An 18,232-nucleotide genomic window follows, 5' to 3' on the forward strand; every position below is an offset into this window, starting at 1 on the left:
GTTAGTGGATCAACAACCAGAAACGGCTCTCGTAGCCGGTGGATCACAAACCGGGGCCAGTCACCGAGCGGCAACCAAACTCGGGGCAGTCCCTCCACGACCGAGCTGGAGATGGGATGGGCGGTTGAGGGAAGGGTGCGACAGTCGGGCTGCGTTCAAGCTAACGGTCGGTGGGGTTTTCCTGCTCTCCGAGGATCACGTAGCGCGCCGTTGCGGCCAGTTGTGCTTGATCTTCGTGCGGCACGCCCCATCGATTGGCGGCGAATACGATGTGCCGGGCGCAGACGTCACGTAGCCCTCGGTGGAGCTCTCCTCGGGCCGCCAGGTGCCGAAGTGAGACCCCTGCGTGTGTGTAGGCCGCAAGGAGTTCGGCGAAGCCATGGGCGCGGGAGATGCCGCTGCCGGCGTCGGTACGAAGGAGGGTTCGCGCGGCGGGTGCCAGCGTGGCGATGCGGTTTGCAGGGACTGTGGTCGTGCGGCCCTGCCTGACGTCGGCCCAGAGTTGGCCTTGCTCGTACCAGTCGAGGTCGGCAGCGCGGGCGAGCACGGTTGGTAGTAAGAGCATGAGTTCGCGGCGGCCGAGTGCCGCAGGCGCGGCCAGGTACCGCAGGAGGCATCGGCTGTCGGTGCTGAACAGGGTGTGGGCGATCTCCATGGCGGCGGGGCCGCCGAATGCCTCCGTTTCCGGTTCGTAGATGCCGGTGTTCCACCTCACGATGAGGTCGTCGTCGCGTAACCGGTCGAGGGTGTCTGCGAGTTCAGCGGTAACTTCCTGACTGCGATCGGCGGCGGGAAGGTACCGGATGCGCCAGTGGCCTTGTTTGCGCAGGTGCCACCAGTCGGACAGGGCGCCGTTGGCGCGGATTCGTTCCAGCGCGGGGGCGAGGTGGCTGATGCCGATTTGTTCGGCTGTGTCTCTGCCGTCGATGACGACCGTGATGTGCTGCCAGCGGCTGCTGGTGGCCGCGTAGGCGAGTGCCGCTCGGCCTGCGGCCTGGTAGGTCCGTGCGGCGGCGGTGAGCTCGGGTGTGGGAAGGGCGAGTTCGGCGGCGACGGTGTCGGGGTGGGCGCCGGTCAGGATGGCTAGGGCGCCCTTCTCGAGTGGGTCGGTGGGCATGCGGTCTCCTAATGGAGCAGCAGGATCGTGTCCCATGGGGAGGACAGGTCGGGGTCTGTGGTGTGAGAGTGCAGGACGAGAGCGATGCCGGCAGCGCCTTCCAGCAGTTGCGGTCCGGTGGTGCTTAGGAGCTGGTCGGTGGCGGTCGCCGGATCGTCGTCAAGCTGGTGGAGAAGGGCGGCGGCGATGGTATCGGCGTGTTGGCCGAGGTGGCGTGCGGTGTGTAGCAGGCCTGCGTAGCCGTGGCATATGGACAGGTCTGTGAGCGGAGCTGCGGGAGTGTCTGATGCGAGGCTGGCCCGGGTTGCTGTGTCGGCAAGTTCGATGGGGTCTGGTTGGTGGAGGGCTTGGCCGGCGAGTTGGAGTGCGCGGGCGATTCCGGGGGTGCCGTAGCACCACGACGGGCGTCCGGGTTCCGGGTGGTGGAGTTGCCGGTCGCGTAGCTCGCTGACGGTGATGTACTGCGGCCACCAGGGTCCGGCGGGAGACGGCTGCTGCCAGGATCGGTACCACTCGCACAGGGCGGTCATGGCGTCGTGCTGGCCGGGGACCTCGATGCCGTGCATGGTGCCCAGTGCCAGGACGGCGAGGATGCCTGCGGTGCCGTGGGCGAGCCCGAAGTTGCCGTGCCCGCCGGCCCATTGCTCGGTGTAGCCGCGGTGTGGGTCCCGGTCGGTCCACCATCCGGGGAGGACTCGGCCTTCATGCTGGATGGGTTGGGTGATGCGGATTAGACAGGTGAGAGCTTCGCAGATGGCGGGATTGGTGGGGTCGCGGCGCAGGAGGTAGCGGGTCAGGCCGGTCAGGCCGCTGATGAGGTCCCATTCGGCGGTGTCGCCGGGTGTCTGGTGGTCGATGCGTGCGTGGGCCAGGCATGTCCGGGCGTTGACGTCGCGGCTGATCTGGTGGTCGAGGGCGGTGAGCGCGGAGCGGTAGGCGCCGGGGTTGGCTTCGGCGGCGGTGGCGAGGACGTGTGCCACGGCGGGCGCGCCCGCGAACGCGCCGTGTCCGCTGGTCAGGCCTGCGGTCAGTATCCCGGTCCATGCTTGGAAGGTGGCCCAGCTGCCGTGGCCGGTGCGGGCTCGTTCGGCGTGGAGCAGGGCGATTCCGGCTGCTCCGTGGCTGAGCGAGTGGTTCCACCAGGCCGGGTCGGTGCCGGTGGGCTGCCACCGTCGCGCGGCGGCGGGCGTGGCGAGGCGGTCGGCGATCGCGGCGGTCAGCGCCGATGAGTAGGAGTCGGTGTTCATGGGCGGCCTGTCGAGGGTTTGAGGTGTCGAAGGGCTACGGCCCGGGCCAGGCGGTGTGCCTGCAGTTCGGCGCTGGTGTCGAGGCCGGCCATGCGGACGTGGTGCATGTGCAGCAGCGAGCCCAGCACCGAGTCCACACTGGGGTCGTTGGCCGTGAGCTGGCAGGCGTAGGCGCGCAGCGCTTGGTCGCGGTGCAGCCAGGCCGCTGCGATCCGGTCTCCGCCGGGTGCGGCGCGCATGGCGGCCCACCGGTCGGAGGGGGCGGCGAGGGCGATGGCCTGGCGGCTGATGGGTCGGGCGGCGGGCGTGGTGGCTGCGGTCTGGCGGGGGATGTGGTCGAGGAGCCAGGTCATGGCGCGTTCGTGGGTGCCGAGCAGGCCGGTGGCGATGGCGGTCATGCTGGCGGCGGTCGCGGCGAGCGGGTGGAGGTGGGGTGCGGCTAGTTGGGTGATCGCGGCGGTGGAGTCGGCGGCGAAAACGGCGTGTGCCGCTGCGGCTGTCGCGGGTTTGGTGCCGTATCGGCCGAGTTCGGGTTGGTAGGTGTCCAGCTGGAGGCGGCCGGTCAGGCCCGCTTCGCGTAGCCGGTGCACCCAGCGGCCGATGCGGGCGGCGGCGGCCCCGTAGGAGGTGGGGCCGGTGAGGTGGATGCGCAGTCTGATGTGCGGTTCGGGGTCGCTGTAGCGGATGAACCACCAGGTGGGCTGGTCGGGGTCGTCGTCCCACAGGTGGGTGAGGTCGCCGGTGAGGATGTCGTGGTGCCTGGCGGCGGGTGCGTACACCTTGGCGTAGAGCCAGTGCCCGGCACCGGGCAGGTGGGCGTCGTCCCGGTGGGCGAGGCTGCGCGGGTGCGGCAGGTCGAATGACGGCTCGGGCTGCGCCCGGCTGGGTGCGAGCGGGAGGACGATTTCGTGTGCGCGGCCGTGGAGCCAGTCGAAGGCGTGTGACGGCGGTGCTTCGCGGAGGACGGCGTCGGGTTGCCGGTCGAGGTGGTCGCGCAGCAGTTCCCGATGCGTGGGGTCGGTGAGGTCGAGCCGGATGACCATGTCGGTGTCGCCGAGCAGGGCCCGGTCCGGTGCTCGGTAGGTCCGCTGCCATTCGGTGAGCTGCCGGTCCCAGCTGTCCCACGGTTGGTCGCGGTGGGGGAGGTCGGTTCGGTGCAGCCGCCACTGGGCGGGGCGGAGGATGGTCTGCCGGTGGCGTATGCGGGGCAGGAACGGCAGGCTGCTGGCTGCTCCCCAGCTGAACGGGTGCGGTGTGGTGGTGTGCCAGGTGCTGACCTCGGCGAGGAACCGGGCGACGGGGTGGGTGAAGTTCCGTGCCTCCAGGGCGCTGAAGGTTCGGGGCTCGATGAGCTGCCTGGTAGACAGCTGCATGATGTAGAGCCGGTCCGCGGTGGCACCCACCGCGAGGTCGCCGATGGCGATCGAACCCGGTCCTGTGGAATGTTGGCCGAGAGGGATGGTGCGGGGTAGGACGGCGGGGATGCGGGCGACGTTGCCCGCGAGGGCGTACATCGGCTCGCATACCACCTGGGCGGGGCCGGCGTTCCGGTCGAGGGTGGGGATGGCGGCGTAGGCTGCGGCGATCCGGTCTCGGTCGGCGGTGGGGAGTGCTGGTAGGAGCCTGCCGGTGAGCGCGCCGGCGTGGCGTGAGAGCGTCGCCACGGCCAGGGTGAAGTCGCCGGTCGCGAGGTCGGCTGCGTGGCTCGCGTGTATCTGGAAGGCGATCTCGGTGTGCGGCGGCAGCCGCAGTGGATCTGGTTCCTCGCCGAGGTCGGCGATCATCGCGTCGGTCAGCGTGATCTCTGATGTGCCGGTGAGTGCTGCCCGCTGGGCGATGTCGAGGAGCGCGCGGTCGCGGGCGGTCAGGCCGGTCGCCGGTTCGTCGGGTGCGTCGCGGAACCCTGCGGGAAACCCGAGGCCGATGTTGGGGTTGATCAGTTCCGTGACGGAGACGAGCGTGCCGGGACCGTAGCGTTCGACGAACCGGCCGTGGTAGTGCTGCCAGGCCGGGGACGGCCCACGGTGGGCGAGGCGCATCAGTACCGACGCGGCTTCGGCTGCGGCCTGGCTGACTGTCTCCGGGAGAACGACATCGACGTCCAGGCGCTGCGTGACGGCTAGGTGCTGGGGAACCGCCGTGGTGATGGTCGTGCTGAGGCTGCCGACGGCGGCGCGCAGGCTGCGGCGCCGCTCGTATGCGGTCAGGGGCAACTCGTCGAGTTCGGCGAGGGCGGTGTGGATCGCGCGCAGGCCAGCCAGGACAGGGGCGGTTTCACCGATGTGGTCTCCGCCGTGCATGGCCGCCTGAGCGACGACATGGCCGAGGGCGTCGGCGACGGTCGTCGGTGGGCGAAGGCTGCTGACGAGCATGCGGTGCGTGACGAGGTTCAGCAGCATCGCCTCGACCTTCGCCGGTGAGGCTGCGGGAGCGGTCATGCACAGTTTGCTGGCGAGGACGCCCATCGCGACGGGACTCTCAGCCGCTCGCAGCGCGGTCTGGACCGCTGCGGTGTGGGCGACGGTGACCTCGACCGGGGCGTCCCTGCCTGCCGCGTCAAGGTTCTGGCGGCCACCGAGGACAAGCCTTCCGCCGCGTGCGTATGCGAGCGTGTTCGCCACCACGGGGACGGCTTTCATCAGCGGAACCGATGACTCCAACCGGGTGATGACCGCCTCCAGCCAGGCGGCCTCGACTCGTGTCGTGGTGGTGTGCAGTTCGCCGATCCGCGCGATCGGCGTCGCACCTGGTCGGGTGGCAGCGGCACCGGCGAAGATGCCGAACGGTGTCGGCCTGCTTGCAGCGCGCAGCAGGTAGCGGGCCAGGGAGACCACCAACCGGCGTACCTCGCTGGGTTTCGGGCCGTGCCCGCTAATTGTGCGGGCGATGTCCCGGGCGAGGTCTGGGCTGGCGATCTCGACGGCTTCGACCACCCAGGGCTGCGACCACACGCTGGCCAGCCACGCCCGCCAAGCATCGGACTGCTGCGCCGCGTCGCCGGACAGGCGCGGCCATGCAGGCAGGTCCAGGGAGTTCGGATGGGTGACTGCTCGGATGACGCCGCCATCGACAACGCGGAACACGGGCACGCTCCGGAAGAGAGGGGTTGGGGGCGCCGCGGCCTGGAACGGAGGGCTCCAGGCCGCGGCGCCGGGGTGCTACTTCTTGCTGCAGGTGGTGCAGGCGGAGGCACAGGTGCTGCCGCAGTTGTCGTCGGTGCTGCGCATCAGCTCCGGGACGACCGGACCGACCTCGAGGATCTGGACGTCGAGGTCGAAGTCATCGGCGGCGATGGTGGGTGCGGAACTGTTCACGGTGCCCTCCAAAGGGGGTGTTGTGAGTGATGGTGTCGACGGCCCGCTGGCGTTACCGCCAGGAGACAGACACCCTTCGGTGATCTCTGTCGATCACCAGACCGCCGTCGAGGCGGTCGTCTGGGGTACCGGCCGGGTGGATCGTGAAGGTGGGCCCTGGCTTGCCCCTGTGTCCGTCGTGCCAGACACGGATCTGCTCGGCCAGGCGAGCGGCGAGGGCGTCGGCGTCCGGGCCGTGCGCATACACGCCGAACTCGTGCTGGTCATCGCCGACCTTGCGCAGGGTGCGGTAGGCGAACGTCCCGGCGGACGCGATGGCCGGGGTGCCCAGCCGCCACGTCGGGGCGACCACGCCCGCGTCGACAGCGGCTTTCGTCGCGGTGAGCAGGCTGAACTCCGGCAGCGCGTAGGCCAGCCACAGATCGAGGTCGTCGAACGGCTCCATCGACCGGACACTGACCCCCGTCCACGTCTCGGCACGTGGCATGGTCAGGGCCTGGTCGAGCGCGGGGTCGAAGTGCAGTACCGGGTTGTCGACGCGCAGCGCCACCTCCCGGCCGGGTTCGGCGTGGAGCACGATCTGGCGCTGCTGGCTACTGCCCGCGCCCTGCATCGGGACGAACCCGCATACCTCGTAGGACTTGCTGACCAGGCGCTCACCGACCCGGTGCAGCGCGAGCGACCGGGTCAGGCCCCGCAGCCGCAGCGGTACGACGAGGCGGCCGTCGGCCATCAGCTGCTCGGTCCACGCCGGCGGGATGTCGGCGGCGCCGACGGTCACGATGATCCGGTCGTAGGGGCCGCACTCGGCGGTGCCGAACTCGCCGTCGGACCAGACCACCCGCACGTCGTCGTACCCGGCGGCGGCCAGGGTCGCGCTGGCCCGGTCGGTGACGTCGCGGTCGATGTCCATGGTGACCACGAGCCCGGACGGGCCGGTCAGCTCCCGCAACAGCGCGGCGTTGTAGCCGCCGGAGCCGATCTCGAGGATCCGGTCGCCGGGCCGGACCTGCAACTGGTCCAGCATCATCGCGATGATCGTCGGCTGGGACACCGAACTGGTCGCCAGGCCGTCCGCGTCGCGTTTGGTGACGACCGCGTCGTCGGCGTACGCCTCCTCCAGCGGCGCGCCCGGGACGAACAGGTGCCGCTTCACCCGCCGCAGCGCATCCTCGACCTCGGGCGAGACCGGCACGCCGAGCCTGGCCCGGCCTCGCACTATCCCGTAGACCATCAATTCGTGCAGGCGTTCCTGCTCGTCGACATCGTGCATGTCAGCCACCGTCATTTGCTGTTCCCGTTTCTCGGAGTGCTTGTCGGATATGGCGCCGCCGAGCCTGAGCTGTGGCGAAGCGATCACTTGTGGTGTTCCGGCCCTTGGGTGCGCCGAGCGGCCGGACTGGCGCGATAGGTCAGTGGTTCGCTTGCTGGTGTAGCAATCGTTGGTCCAGCGTCGTCTCCCTGCTCATCAACCGCCTGTATAGGTATCGGACACTGAGGTCACCTGTCGTCCTGACCGCCGGAGTGTGTGCCGCCAACTGCGGTCATGGACGAGCGTGGAACGCGCTGAACGGTGCCGCTCCGCCGCTGCCGAAGTCGCCGTCAGCTCCGATCAGCTCTAGCGGACGGCGGCGGGGAAGTTGGCGGTCATGACCGAACAGGACAGCGTGCGCTGTGGCGCGCTGCGAGCACGGCTCCAGATCCCCGCATGCCAAGCACCGGCCGCCGACATCTGAGCGCAGATGCTCGGTGATGACACGTCGGGCAGCATCCGGGCCAGCCAGCGCAGCCGCTCGCACTGTTGCTCGTACTGGGCTCACCGCGTCTGCTCCCCAGTGACCTGCGCGACGGACCAGGCCCGCGTGATCTCCTCGACCGTCAACCTGCCCTCACCGTTGAGGCGAAGCGTCAGGCGTCGGCTGTGCGGGACGATGTCCATCAACCGGTCGCCCAGCAGCAGGTGCAGGGTCGCGGTGACGGCCTCCACCGATACACCCGTCAGCTTCGCGGCCAGATCCCGCACGTTCCACTGCCGTCCCGGCTCAGCGAGCAGGGCTGCGTAGATCAGCTCTCGTGGCCTGCTGCGAACAGCCAGCACCTTGGCGTGCAACGGTTTCATGATCGCTCACCGCCTTCCAGAACTGCGAGTGCCCAAGCCGCCTGCGAACACGGAAACAGCGCGAATACGCACGCGAACTCGTAGCAACCGCGGCATAGACCGTCGTCGGACGGCGTGTGCACGATCAGAATTGAGCGTGCGGCGTCGGCGGCGTCTGGACGAGGACCTTCTGTCGTTACGATCATGAGAGGTGTTCCGCCTCTGCTCTTGCTCCCGCTATGACGAGCGGGGACCCTGGGGCGACGCGGTTCAGCCAGGTGATACGGAATGCCATCGTCATCGGCAGGTACCGAGCGGCAGTCATCACGGCGGCCATGGCCTGATTACGCATTTGCAAGGGTGTGTCTGCCGCGATCAAGGTCGGCCGCTGTCGCACTGCCCGCTCGAATAGAGTGTTTTCGGCATACTCGGCGTCGACTTCACTGCAGCAATCTCCACACCGATACCTCCGAAACGCTCGAGCGCTCGGCGCCATGGATCTGCCCTCTGGGCAAACCAGCAGTCCCAGAAGCGTGTAGACCGCAGAGGTCGCCTCTTGGGAGAACTCGCCGAGTAGCGGCGGAGGCGATGTTGGTGCAACGCGCCCGCAGTGCAAGCGGGCCTCGTGGCGGAGTGAAGAGCCGGATGCGGAATTGGTGCGATCCACGTCATCGAGGATCTTTTCAGCCATGGTTCACCCCCACGTGTACATCATTGATGTGTGCCAACGCCGCTTGCCCCTATGGCGTAGTAATTCAGTGGCGCCGATGTGATTAGCGAACCATGTGCGATAGTCCATCGGTACGCTGTCAAGGGGTTGAACGCGGTGAACGTGGTGAAAGATCATCTGAAATAGGGGTGAGCTGGTGGCACAAGGCCGTCAACCGAACACCAAGCTGGCGCAGGTCGTTGCCGAGGCCCGATGGTCACATGCGCAGGTGGCGAGCGCGCTGGTGCGCGTCGCCGCCGAGAGTGGAGCGCGCGAATTCGCCGCAGTGAGCAGATCTCACGTATCGCACTGGATTGCCGGATCGCATCCGTCCGGGGCAGCGCCGATCCTTCTGGCTGAGGCGCTGTCGCGCAGGTTGGGAAGGATAGTCACGGTTGACGATATCGGCCTGGCGGCGCCTTCCTCGACCTCCGTTCCCGAAGTTGACTGGAGGGTCGATACGCTGGCTTCGCTGGCCGATCTCGGGAGAATCAACGTGGACGCAGGGCGTAGGTCGCTTTTGGAAGGCGCCGCCTACTCTGTGGCGGCATTGGCGGTTCCCGCCTCATCGTGGTGGACGGCGATGGCCGGCCGTGGCGTTGAGCGATCCGCCGCTGGTGTAGCGGCCGTGGGACGCGGCGACCTCGAAGCCGTGCGCGAAATGGTGCTGATCTTTTCGCGGCTCGACCAACGGCGAGGCGGTGGGCACGCCAGATCGGCCGTTGTGCAGTACCTGACTTCAGATGTCGCCCGCTACCTCCACGGGAAGTTCACCGACGACGCGGTGCGGCGCGAGATGTTCTCGTCGGCGAGCGAGCTCGCCTATCTGAGCGGTTGGATGGCGTTCGACAACGCCGAACATTCCACGGCGCAGCATTTCTTCGCCGCATCGGTCAAACTCGCAGCTGAAGCCAACGATCCCGCCATGGCCGCCCACACCTTGCGCGCAATGGCTCACCAAGCCATCGACCTGGGACACGTTCGACAGGGCCTCGCTCTGGCCCAGGCCTCCGTCGAAGGTGACCGCTATCGGATGGCGAGCCCGAGGGAGCGCGCTCTGCTCGGCGTCGTCCATGCCCGTGGGTTGGCAGCTGCCGGACAGGGCCGGGATGCTGCGGCGGCCCTGCTCAAGGCGGAAAGCGATCTGGCCAGAGCCGAGCCGGGGGATGGCGAGCCATCTCGGGTGTTCTTCTTTGGTGAGGCCAGCCTCGCCCACGAGACCGGTTGCGCCCTGCGTGACAGCGGCGACCTGCCGGGAGCTGCCAGAGAACTGCGGCGCAGCGTTCGTACTCGCAAAGCCGCGACCTTCACCCGCACACATGCCGTCACGCTCGGATACCTTGGAGCCGTTCAAGCGCGTCAGGGCAACCTGGACGAAGCGTGCCAGAGCTGGGCCACCGCGTTGGATGCCATGGAGGGCGTGCGCTCCGCCCGCGCTCGGCAAACGGTAGCCGACATGCGCGTGGCCCTGTCGCCGTTCCGACGTCGAGGAATCTCCTTCGCCACGGAACTGGACACGCGAGCCGCCGCTCACTTGACCGCCACCGCAGCCAGCAATCGCTAACCGCCGAGCGCAGACGAAGGAATACATCGATGCCAAGCCAACCCATAGAGGTCGAACCCATCGCGTACGTCGTCGGTGGACGTACCGAGCCGACGGACGACTATTGGGGCGGAACTCGCGCGATCATCCGGATCGACGGCGAACGCTTCCCAGCCGAAGCCACGGCCGGGCTGGAGGAGTTCTCCCACCTGGAGATCGTCTTCTATTTCCACCTCACCGACCCGACCGACCTCAACTTCGGTGCACGCCGCCCCCGCGACAACCCCGACTGGCCGGCCGTCGGCATTTTCGGTCACCGCAATATGCGCCGCATCAACTGGCTCGGCGTCTCCCGGTGCCGACTACTGCAGGTCGACGGACTCGACCTACATGTCGAAGACCTGGATGCCGTCGACGGCACTCCCGTACTCGACATCAAGCCATGGTTCAGCGAGTTCGGTCCGCGAGGTGAGATTCGCCAGGCAGAATGGTCCACCGAAATGCTGGTGGACTACTTCGCTCCACGGCGAGCCTGACACCGGCATTCATTTCGGCCCGGCAAAGAGCGGTCTGGCGTCATGGTGGTGGCGGGCAACGCCCGCCACCACGCACAACTCGTGACTACTCCGGGTTCGTGTCCCCTCTTTCCGCAGGTCGGCGGCCGAGGACGCGCACGGTGGTGCTCAGCTTGATCGGCAGGTTTTCGTCCCCCTTAAGGAACGGCTGGATCTCAATTTCGCGGCGGAGGCTGCGGCTGGGACCGTATGCCTGCTGCCGTGGGTGACCGGTGACCCAGAACCGGTGGTCGGGCTTGGCCCGCGTACGCGGGCCAAGCTGGTCAGGCCGTTCGCCGAGAAGTACCGTGCTCCGCGCCCTGATCTGAACGATCTTTACTTCTGGTGTGGGGCGCTGGGTTCTCCGGTACGCCTTGGTGATGCTCTTCGGCAGTTTCGCCGGTAACGCTTCGGCCATCTGCTGGTTGATGAGCAGCCAGGTCGTGATGAGGGGACCGAGCGGGTGGCTTCCGTCAAGAGCTGTACCGCGGGCGATGTGCTGGGTGTGGATCGGTATGAGCCATCCGATCTCGTGCCGCAGGGCGGGCATGAGATCTTCGTCCGTGACTCCGACGTTGCGGTAGCCGATGACGTGCCACCCGTCGCCTTCTGGAGTCCAGGACGCGGCGGCGAGCTGTCCCGTTTGGCCGACGGGTTCGGGCCAGGCGAGGAGTCCGGCTGTTGATGGGGTGATCTCGTCGGTGGCCCATGCTGGGGGCCGGTCGGTGCTGACGGTGTTGACGAGGTCGGTGAATTCCTGGTTGATCCAGTACAGGGGGATGAGGTCGAGTCGGCGGGCCAGATTCTGGCGCTGGTCGCGGTTGTTAATGGCGGCGGGCAGGTTCGCGGGTCCGCGTAGAAGTCCGGTGAGCCGGTCGCGGATCTTCGGCATCATGTCGGCGTCGATGCGGGCCGGTGACCAGTGGGTGGTGGTGAGCAGGGTTCGGCTTTCGCGGCTCAGGACGATGCCGCGGTGCAGGGTGTGCAGGATGGTGTATTCGTCGCTGTCGGGATGCCAGCGCATGAGTCCGGCGCATCGTGCGGTGAGGGCATCGGAGTCGTCGGCCTCGATGAGCTGGGCGCATCGGAGGCAGACATGCCACTGATCGTTGTAGCCGGCGGCCATGCCGCTGGCCAGGGACAGGATCTCGATGCGGCCGGTGTGGTAGTTCCATAGGGGCGGCGCCTGGGTGCAGGTGTGGCAGCGGTCGAAGACCTGCGGGACCAGGCTCGCGCTGACCGGGACAGGTTCGTGGCCTTCGTCGCTGACCGGGTGGCGGTAGGAGATGGTGTCACCGTCGCTGTGCTCGGTGAGTGCGCGATGGCAAGTGGCGCAGGCTGTCATGGTGGTGAGGTTCATGCGGCGTCCGATCCACTGTGGTCGTGGCGTCGGTCGCGCAGGCGTGGCCCTCGGCGGTGCTTGGGATCGGGCATGGTCATGCCGGGGGTGTGGAGGATGTGCTGGTTCCCGCCCTGGGTCTTGGCGTGGTACATGGCGGTGTCGGCACGGTGGAGGGCTGCCTGAAGTGGTTCGGTGCTGTCGGCGAAGGCGATGCCGATGCTCGCGGTGAGGACCGTTTCGGGGCCGTCCTGCCCGTGGAGCTGGATGGGCGCGGAGATGGCGGCCTTGATCCGTTCGCCGATCTCGAAGATGCCGTACCGGCGTGCGGGCAGGATGGCGGCGTACTCGTCACCGGAGTGGCGGGCGAGGCTGCCGCCGTATGCGGCGACCAGGGGCTCGAGCCGGTTGGCGATCACCGTGAGCAGTTCGTCGCCGGTGTCGTGCCCGAACTCGTCGTTGATCTCCTTGAAGTCGTCGATGTCGAGCAGGACGGCGATGATCGGCTGTGATGGATCGGATGTGGCGAGCGCGGTGTGGGCGGTGCGTAGTCCGCGGCGGTTGTAGAGGCCGGTGAGGGGGTCGTGGGCCAGTTGCCAGACGGCGTCGGCCAGCTCCGCGCGCAGCTGCTCGGCGGTGGGCCACCCGGCCAGGTAGCCGAGGGCGAAGCCCGCGCAGGCTCCGGCGGTGAAGGTGATCGCCGTGTGGATGGTGGTGATCACGAGGAGTGTGGTGAACACTGGGTTCCTCCATCTCGATGGAGAACCCGGGACGCGTACGTTTCGTAGGCGAGGCGTCCCGGGCCTCCTGGATACGACGACGGCCCGCCTTCGGCGGGCCGTTTTTCTGTGTGCCGCCAATGCGGCGTCTTCGGGGAAGGGGTCAGCTCGGTTCGGCTGGGATGGTGGAGCCGTCGATGCTCCACGCGGCGCCGACCGATGCGGGGTACCGTCCGGTGCTGGACCCGCCGCCGGGCCACGGTGACCGGCAGAGGTCGTCGGTGCGGGACCGTCGGCTGCGCAGCCCGTCGGGTTCGCTGGGGCTGCCGGGCGGCCTGTGCTCGTACCGCTCGGACAACACTCCGACGTAGTCGACATCGGAGGCGTACGGCACGTAGACACCGCGCAGGGTGGTGCCGCCCAGCCGGTCGCAGCAGGGCACTCTCACCGGGCACCATCCGTTGGCGTAGTAGGTGACCAGGTGCCCGCAGGACAGCGACAGCACGAACACGCACAGCCGGTGCAGCTCACAGTCGTCTGACGACCTGGAACGGGCCCGGCCGAGGCTAGTCATTACAGCCGCCCGCGAGGTGGCGGTAGACGGCGTCGGCAGACAGCGGGCGTCCGGCCTGGTTGGTGGGGGTGGTGATCTGCCGCCAGCCGATGAACTCGCATGCCAGCCAGGTCGTGGTCCCGTCGGTGGTGACGGCGATGACGTCGCCGGTCGACAGGGACCGGCGTTGCATGAGCCGGTAGACGCAGGCGAGAAGGAAGTCGGCCTCGCCCTGCGGCGTACTGCGGCCGGGCTCCAGCCTGTCCAGGTCGGTGTTGAACACGTGCCAGGCCCAGTCGGCGATCAGCTCCGGGTCGGTGCCCGCCGGCTAGTCCCGCCAGTGGGAGAGCACCTGCGTGACCTGGTGACCGTCCTCGTAGGGGAGGAAACGCGACTCGGTGTTGTGGTACACGGCGACGACATGCGCGCTCATGATCCGGCCTCCGCTGTCGCCGCGGTGACCGGGCGAACGCGCAGCAGTTGGCCGGGCGGGATCAGCGCGGCGAGCTGCCGGGTACGCGGGTGCGTGTAGAGGCGGTATCCGCTCGCCCAGGCCAGGCTCCACGGTGACGACGGCTGGCCGAGCCGTAACTCGGTGCCGGGGTCGCCGTGGACGGCCAGGTCGAGTTTCGCCAGCTGCTCGGCGATCGGGGTGTGCTGGTAGTGGGTCATGCGCCCGGCGAGCATCGGGCACGCGGTCGCGGAGTATGCGGCGCATTCGGGGTGCATGCTCGGCTCGTGGCTGGTCAGCTCGAGCAGGTCGGTGTCGCGGACCGCGAACACGGTCCGGTTGCCGAGCTCGGTGCCGCAGGTCTGGCACAGGCGGTCGGTGAACGCCTGGGTCTGGCGGTCGAAGTCGACGGCACCGAACCGGTAGCGCCCGTCGGGCAGGCGCAGGGTGGTGTAGGGGACGACGAGGCCGCCCATGGTGGGGCGGTGCAGGAGCCGGGGCGGGATGCCAGGGCTCGGGTCGTTGGCGTGCAACGGATTCTCGCTTTCGGGTGGGGTGGGAATCCGGGCACGGCTGTCGGCCGTGCCCGGAGGGTGCGCGGGATCGCGCGGGTCGGCCGGGCGACGGCCGGGGTGTGGTGCTGGCGTTACGCGGAGCGCGACGGATCAGGTCAGCGGTCAGGCATGCACCAGAGGACCGGGGTGCGAGCGCTTGCCGGTCCGCGGGCCGAGGCCCGGGACGGCGTTGACCTGGTGGTGCACGGCAGCGGCCGGCATGGCGGTTGGATCCAGTGCACTGCCGGCTAGTCGTCGGTGCTCGGTTCGAGCGTGATCGTCAGTGGTTCGGCGTGCAGCCAGATCCGCGGTGCCGTGATGCGGTCGAGGCGGGCGCGCAAGTCGCGGCGGATCTCGTCGGTGAGGGCGAGGTTCAGATGGCCGGCGGTCCATGACGGTCGGAGGCTGATCTCCACCGGCAGCCCGCAGAGGGTCGCGGTGATCGTGTTCTTCCAACCGCCCGGGCGCAGGTGTGCCCAAACGTCGGTGGCTGGTTCCAGCAGGGTGAGCAGGTTGTCGAGTTCGCGGCGGTCGAAGATGCCGTCGAACATGTTCAGTAGCAGCATGCGGCACCTCCGTCGTGCCCGCCCGCGGTCTGGTCCAGTGGCCCGTGTGCTCCTTGGGTGCAGGCCCAGCGCGAGTAGCGCGCCTCGAACAGGTACGTCCCCGCGTGCGGGGACGTGTAGAGCTTGTTGTCGCTTCCGTGCAGCATGGGCGACTGCTCGGCGCGCCGTTCGCGGTCGGCCTGGTAGGAGGCGCATGCCGGGCAGGAAGGGCCTTCGTGGCCTGGCTGGGCGTCGTTGATCTGTCTCATGGCGAACGGCAGCCGCCATTCACGGAGCACCTGGTCAACGGGCTGATGCCCGATGCCGGGGTTGTGGAATGCCATCGGATTCTCCTGAGTGGTGGGTGGGGATCCGGGCACGGCTGTCGGCCGTGCCCGGATGGTGCGCGGGATCGCGCGGGTCGGCCGGGCGACGGCCGGGTGTGGTGCTGGCGCTACGTGACGCGTAGCGGGGTCAGGCCTGCAGAGCGTTGCGTCCGCGGCCGGGCATCGGTGCGAGGTTGTGCAGGCTCATCAGCGTCTCCGCCGAAAATGTGGTCAGGGCAGGTGCAGGACGTGCGGGGTGCCGTCGTTGGCGAGGATGTGGACGGTGCCGTCGGGGCGTTCGAAGGTGAGCAGGGTCGCGGCCAGCCGCAGCGCGGTATTGATGACGTTGGTGCGGTTGTCGCCGGAGGCTGTAGTGAGCGCGTTGAGCGCCGTGACGGTGCGGCCGGGCGCGTTGAAGGTGATGCGGGTCAAGCCGCTGATGGTGGTGTCGCCGGTGTCGGGCGGCAGGTCCGTCTCTGATGCGGTCATGAGATCTCCAGGGTGCGAGGAAGGTACGCGTCGGATCGCGTGCCTTCGGATAGGCGGATGAGGGTTACTTGGTGAGTCGGCGAAGGGTGAGGTGGGCCTCCTTGAGGTGCCCGGCGCAGACCTCGCCGTTGGTGCCGGCGGTGCTGAGGCTGTCGGTGAGGGCTCGCAGGTCCGCGGCGGGAACGTCGGAGAGTTCGTCGAAAGCGCGGGCGTCGACCCGTTCGGCGAGGAACTGGACGATCTGGGTCAGGTGGGCCTGGATGAGGTTGAGGCCGTTGAGGAGGCGGCTCAGTTCGATCAGGTCGTGGCGGCGGACGGCGTAGGTGAGGTTGTCGCCGAGGTGCTCGACAGCGACCAGGATCACGTCCGTCGTGGCGACGGTCTTGGCCACGCTGTAGTAGGACTCGTCGTGGAAGAGCCGGGCGACCTGTTCGATGACGGCCTGGCCGTCGTCGTCGAGGCGCGGGGCGCCGGGCAGCTGGGCGAACCAGTCGCCGTCTGTCAGGTACCAGGTGTGCTTGAGCATGCTGTCCTCCAGGGACACAAAAGGGAGGCGACCACCGGGTGGTGGCCGCCTGAAGGGATGGGCGTACCGCACCCCGGGCGTATGCGCGGGGCGTGGGCTTTATGGGTGCCGGATCTGGGCTGGCGAGGGCGGCCGACCGTGCGGTGGGCATGGTGCCGTCGCGGGAGGCATCAGATCGGGGCACATAAGAAATAAGGAGAACCTCCAGGCTATGCGCGCCCGAGCCCGGATAGGTGCCGTTGTCAGGTCGGATCTTCTGGCAGAACCTGACAGCCCTGCTGCCGCAGTGGCTCTGTCAGGTTTCCCCGCGCTGCGGGACTCGTGCGGGACTCAGTCCGTGTCGGTCGCGGCCGGCTGCGGGACAGGTCCCGCTTCACGGCTGGCGGAGCGGGACATCAAGCGGGACCGTCCCGCCGCCCGGTGACGGCGGGTCCCGTCATCGGGACACATACGGTCCCGCACGTGGATCGCCGGTGCGGGACCGCGTACGGGGCCCGCTGACACCGGGGTCGGGGCTCGCCGTGAGTAGCGGGACTTCTACCCGCCCGGCAGGGTCTTATACGACCGGGGCGGCGGGACAGGGCTGAGCTGCCCCCATCCCGCCGCCCCCGCTACTGGCCCAGGCAGGACAGCCCACGGCCATCAGGCCTACGACCTGCCCCTACGTGTCAGGAATCCGGATCCGACAGGTGGTAGTTCGATATCGCGCGGCGCAGGACCCAGACGTCCTCGTGTGCCACGAGGTGCACCGGGACGCCTTCGGAGCGGGCACGACGGACCGCCATCAGGCCGAACATGCTGGCCCGGTGCACGATCTGCCCGTCGCGGACGGCGGCGAGCATCGCCGCGCACCGCTCTACCGGGACCAGTCCGGCCGCCAGGGCGACCGCGAGCAGTTCGCCGGGTAGGTCCACGAAGTCGTCCCGCTGGCGGCGTACCGGTCGGCAGGTGATGACCACGGTCCCGCCGGGACGCAGCAGCTGGTAGCTTGCCGCCAGGATCTCGGCGAACCCGTCGAGCAAGCGGGACCATCCCGCATACGCCAGGTTCCCGCGTTCGCGGTCCCCATAGAGGTGGTCCCGCTTGCGTACCCCGGTACTCGTCGCCCGCACCAGCCCGTGAGTTCCCCTGCCGTAGGGCGGGGAGGTGAGCACGAGTCCCACCTTCCCGACCGCAGACGCGGGCACCAGATCGAGCAGCTGCGTGGCGTCGCCGGTGATGACTCGTCCGGCGCCGGCCGCGCCCTGAGACGAAGCCAGCTCGATGTTGGCTTGCGCCAGGGCGGTGAAGCGGGGCTCGATGTCGATCCCGATGCCTTCCCGCCCCAGGTGCATGGCCTCCACGAGGGTGGTGCCCGACCCGCACATCGGGTCGAACACCAGGTCACCCTCAGCGGTGTAGGTGCGTATGGCGTGCGCGGCCAGGTTCGGCAGCATCTTGCCCGGGTGGCTGCTGCTCTCCGGGACGTAGCGGCCTCGCCGCTGGTCCCGGGAAGGTTGCTGGCAGGTCAGCCACACCGACGTGACCGGCATCGGCTCCGTCATCGCCCACCCCCGCTTCCGGCCGCGCTGAGCGTCATGATCAGCACGTCGGTGTGGATGTCCAGCAGTGTCTGCATGCGGGGCCGGGGCGGCTGGTCGGCCGCCACGATGTGCTGCAGGTAGTTCAGGCCCGCCTCCTTGGCGGCGATGATGACGTCGACCGGCGCGGTCACGTCGTGGCCGAGAAGGACGGCCACGCAGCCGCCCGGCAGCAGCGCGTCGCGGCAGCGGCCGAAGAACTCGACCGCCGAGGCCGGGCTGTCGACCGGCCAGCCGGTGACGATGAGCCGCGCGGGCTCGCGCCCCCAGCCGGTCTGCCGGGCCGCCTGCAGGTGGCTGCGGCGGCTGGCCGCGATGACCGCGCGGGCCAGCTGCGGTCCGTCGACCAGATCGATGATCAGCTCGCCGGGGTGGGTGAGGTTGTGTACGAGCCGCACACCCATCTGGTTGGACATGGTGTCGCCCTTGCGCGGGGCGGGCACCGGCCAGACGGTGATCGGCACGGGCGGGATGCCCGGCACGACGTCCCCGACCGGGACCGGTGCGCTGTAGCGGTTGGTGTTATCGGTCATGGGCACGGTGGCCCCCGGACCGGCGGGCGTACTGA

19 protein-coding genes are annotated in these 18,232 nt (G+C 68.7%); 2 read left to right on the forward strand and 17 right to left on the reverse strand.

The annotated features are described in order from the left end of the window. Positions 1 to 160 precede the first annotated feature (160 nt). The 6 genes from F4553_RS26295 to F4553_RS26320 all read right to left on the reverse strand — a co-directional run bounded on the left by F4553_RS26295 (position 161) and on the right by F4553_RS26320 (position 7,797). Entirely contained in the window at positions 161 to 1,117 is a 957-nt protein-coding gene (locus F4553_RS26295) for a thiopeptide-type bacteriocin biosynthesis protein (protein WP_184840282.1), read from the reverse strand. A gap of 8 nt (positions 1,118 to 1,125) precedes the next feature. After that, entirely contained in the window at positions 1,126 to 2,364 is a 1,239-nt protein-coding gene (locus tag F4553_RS26300) for a lanthionine synthetase C family protein (protein WP_184840284.1), read from the reverse strand. Continuing rightward, a complete protein-coding gene (locus F4553_RS26305; RefSeq protein WP_184840286.1) occupies positions 2,361 to 5,447 on the reverse strand; it encodes a lantibiotic dehydratase in 3,087 nt (1,028 codons plus the stop codon). The genes F4553_RS26300 and F4553_RS26305 overlap by 4 nt, the downstream gene beginning before the upstream one ends. A gap of 75 nt (positions 5,448 to 5,522) precedes the next feature. Then, positions 5,523 to 5,678, reverse strand: coding sequence for an FxLD family lanthipeptide (locus F4553_RS26310; protein ID WP_312875368.1), 156 nt, complete (start codon positions 5,676 to 5,678; stop codon positions 5,523 to 5,525). 52 nt (positions 5,679 to 5,730) lie between these two features. Continuing rightward, a complete protein-coding gene (gene fxlM / locus F4553_RS26315; RefSeq protein ID WP_246466539.1) occupies positions 5,731 to 6,966 on the reverse strand; it encodes a methyltransferase, FxLD system in 1,236 nt (411 codons plus the stop codon). A 528-nt stretch (positions 6,967 to 7,494) separates the two neighbouring features. After that, positions 7,495 to 7,797: a hypothetical protein gene (locus tag F4553_RS26320; protein WP_184840290.1), complete on the reverse strand. Its 303-nt coding sequence runs from the start codon at positions 7,795 to 7,797 to the stop codon at positions 7,495 to 7,497. 845 nt (positions 7,798 to 8,642) lie between these two features. Between F4553_RS26320 and F4553_RS26325 the strand changes: the two genes are divergently transcribed. Together F4553_RS26325 and F4553_RS26330 are read left to right on the forward strand one after the other, a co-directional pair. Next, positions 8,643 to 10,049 carry an NsdA family TPR-like regulatory protein gene (locus F4553_RS26325; protein WP_221470022.1) on the forward strand — a complete coding sequence of 469 codons (1,407 nt, stop codon included), beginning with the start codon at positions 8,643 to 8,645 and terminating at the stop codon, positions 10,047 to 10,049. Positions 10,050 to 10,078: 29 nt separating this feature from the next. After that, positions 10,079 to 10,564, forward strand: a complete 486-nt coding sequence (locus F4553_RS26330; RefSeq protein WP_184840292.1) for an SAM-dependent methyltransferase — start codon at positions 10,079 to 10,081, stop codon at positions 10,562 to 10,564. Positions 10,565 to 10,649: 85 nt separating this feature from the next. Here F4553_RS26330 and F4553_RS26335 read toward each other — a convergent pair whose 3' ends face one another. The 11 genes from F4553_RS26335 to F4553_RS26385 form a co-directional block, all read right to left on the reverse strand. After that, positions 10,650 to 11,942 (reverse strand): hypothetical protein, encoded by a 1,293-nt coding sequence (locus F4553_RS26335; protein ID WP_184840294.1) that lies wholly within the window; start codon positions 11,940 to 11,942, stop codon positions 10,650 to 10,652. Then, on the reverse strand, positions 11,939 to 12,661 hold the full coding sequence (locus tag F4553_RS26340; protein ID WP_184840296.1) for a GGDEF domain-containing protein: 723 nt from the start codon (positions 12,659 to 12,661) through the stop codon (positions 11,939 to 11,941). Before F4553_RS26340 ends, F4553_RS26335 begins: the two co-directional genes overlap by 4 nt. A 142-nt stretch (positions 12,662 to 12,803) precedes the next feature. Next, positions 12,804 to 13,151 carry a hypothetical protein gene (locus F4553_RS26345; protein ID WP_184840298.1) on the reverse strand — a complete coding sequence of 116 codons (348 nt, stop codon included), beginning with the start codon at positions 13,149 to 13,151 and terminating at the stop codon, positions 12,804 to 12,806. Between the two features lie 55 nt (positions 13,152 to 13,206). Continuing rightward, the gene (locus F4553_RS26350) at positions 13,207 to 13,476 is read right to left on the reverse strand and encodes a hypothetical protein (RefSeq protein ID WP_184840300.1); all 270 of its coding nucleotides are present in this window, start codon (positions 13,474 to 13,476) and stop codon (positions 13,207 to 13,209) included. A 146-nt stretch (positions 13,477 to 13,622) separates the two neighbouring features. Next, a complete protein-coding gene (locus tag F4553_RS26355) occupies positions 13,623 to 14,177 on the reverse strand; it encodes a hypothetical protein (protein ID WP_184840302.1) in 555 nt (184 codons plus the stop codon). A 269-nt stretch (positions 14,178 to 14,446) separates the two neighbouring features. Beyond that, the gene (locus F4553_RS26360; protein WP_184840304.1) at positions 14,447 to 14,764 is read right to left on the reverse strand and encodes a hypothetical protein; all 318 of its coding nucleotides are present in this window, start codon (positions 14,762 to 14,764) and stop codon (positions 14,447 to 14,449) included. Beyond that, positions 14,752 to 15,087, reverse strand: coding sequence for a hypothetical protein (locus tag F4553_RS26365; protein ID WP_184840306.1), 336 nt, complete (start codon positions 15,085 to 15,087; stop codon positions 14,752 to 14,754). Before F4553_RS26365 ends, F4553_RS26360 begins: the two co-directional genes overlap by 13 nt. Positions 15,088 to 15,300: 213 nt before the next feature. Next, positions 15,301 to 15,558, reverse strand: a complete 258-nt coding sequence (locus tag F4553_RS26370; RefSeq protein WP_184840308.1) for a hypothetical protein — start codon at positions 15,556 to 15,558, stop codon at positions 15,301 to 15,303. Positions 15,559 to 15,622: 64 nt separating this feature from the next. After that, a complete protein-coding gene (locus F4553_RS26375) occupies positions 15,623 to 16,102 on the reverse strand; it encodes a hypothetical protein (RefSeq protein WP_221470023.1) in 480 nt (159 codons plus the stop codon). A 650-nt stretch (positions 16,103 to 16,752) separates the two neighbouring features. Next, on the reverse strand, positions 16,753 to 17,628 hold the full coding sequence (locus F4553_RS26380; RefSeq protein WP_184840312.1) for a TRM11 family SAM-dependent methyltransferase: 876 nt from the start codon (positions 17,626 to 17,628) through the stop codon (positions 16,753 to 16,755). Next, complete coding sequence (locus tag F4553_RS26385) at positions 17,625 to 18,197, reverse strand: hypothetical protein (protein WP_221470024.1); 573 nt, start codon at positions 18,195 to 18,197, stop codon at positions 17,625 to 17,627. The genes F4553_RS26380 and F4553_RS26385 overlap by 4 nt, the downstream gene beginning before the upstream one ends. Between the last annotated feature and the right edge of the window lie 35 nt (positions 18,198 to 18,232).

It is taken from the genome of Allocatelliglobosispora scoriae, from assembly GCF_014204945.1.
GTDB lineage: Bacteria > Actinomycetota > Actinomycetes > Mycobacteriales > Micromonosporaceae > Allocatelliglobosispora > Allocatelliglobosispora scoriae.

Bases quoted from the DNA above. Each gene is read 5' to 3' on its own strand.
- F4553_RS26380 (WP_184840312.1), bottom strand. From the start codon at position 17,628: ATGACGGAGCCGATGCCGGTCACGTCGGTGTGGCTGACCTGCCAGCAA.
- F4553_RS26365 (WP_184840306.1), bottom strand. From the start codon at position 15,087: ATGGCATTCCACAACCCCGGCATCGGGCATCAGCCCGTTGACCAGGTG.
- F4553_RS26360 (WP_184840304.1), bottom strand. From the start codon at position 14,764: ATGCTGCTACTGAACATGTTCGACGGCATCTTCGACCGCCGCGAACTC.
- F4553_RS26295 (WP_184840282.1), bottom strand. From the start codon at position 1,117: ATGCCCACCGACCCACTCGAGAAGGGCGCCCTAGCCATCCTGACCGGC.
- F4553_RS26335 (WP_184840294.1), bottom strand. From the start codon at position 11,942: ATGAACCTCACCACCATGACAGCCTGCGCCACTTGCCATCGCGCACTC.
- F4553_RS26370 (WP_184840308.1), bottom strand. From the start codon at position 15,558: ATGACCGCATCAGAGACGGACCTGCCGCCCGACACCGGCGACACCACC.
- F4553_RS26300 (WP_184840284.1), bottom strand. From the start codon at position 2,364: ATGAACACCGACTCCTACTCATCGGCGCTGACCGCCGCGATCGCCGAC.
- fxlM (WP_246466539.1), bottom strand. From the start codon at position 6,966: ATGACGGTGGCTGACATGCACGATGTCGACGAGCAGGAACGCCTGCAC.
- F4553_RS26320 (WP_184840290.1), bottom strand. From the start codon at position 7,797: ATGAAACCGTTGCACGCCAAGGTGCTGGCTGTTCGCAGCAGGCCACGA.
- F4553_RS26330 (WP_184840292.1), top strand. From the start codon at position 10,079: ATGCCAAGCCAACCCATAGAGGTCGAACCCATCGCGTACGTCGTCGGT.
- F4553_RS26385 (WP_221470024.1), bottom strand. From the start codon at position 18,197: ATGACCGATAACACCAACCGCTACAGCGCACCGGTCCCGGTCGGGGAC.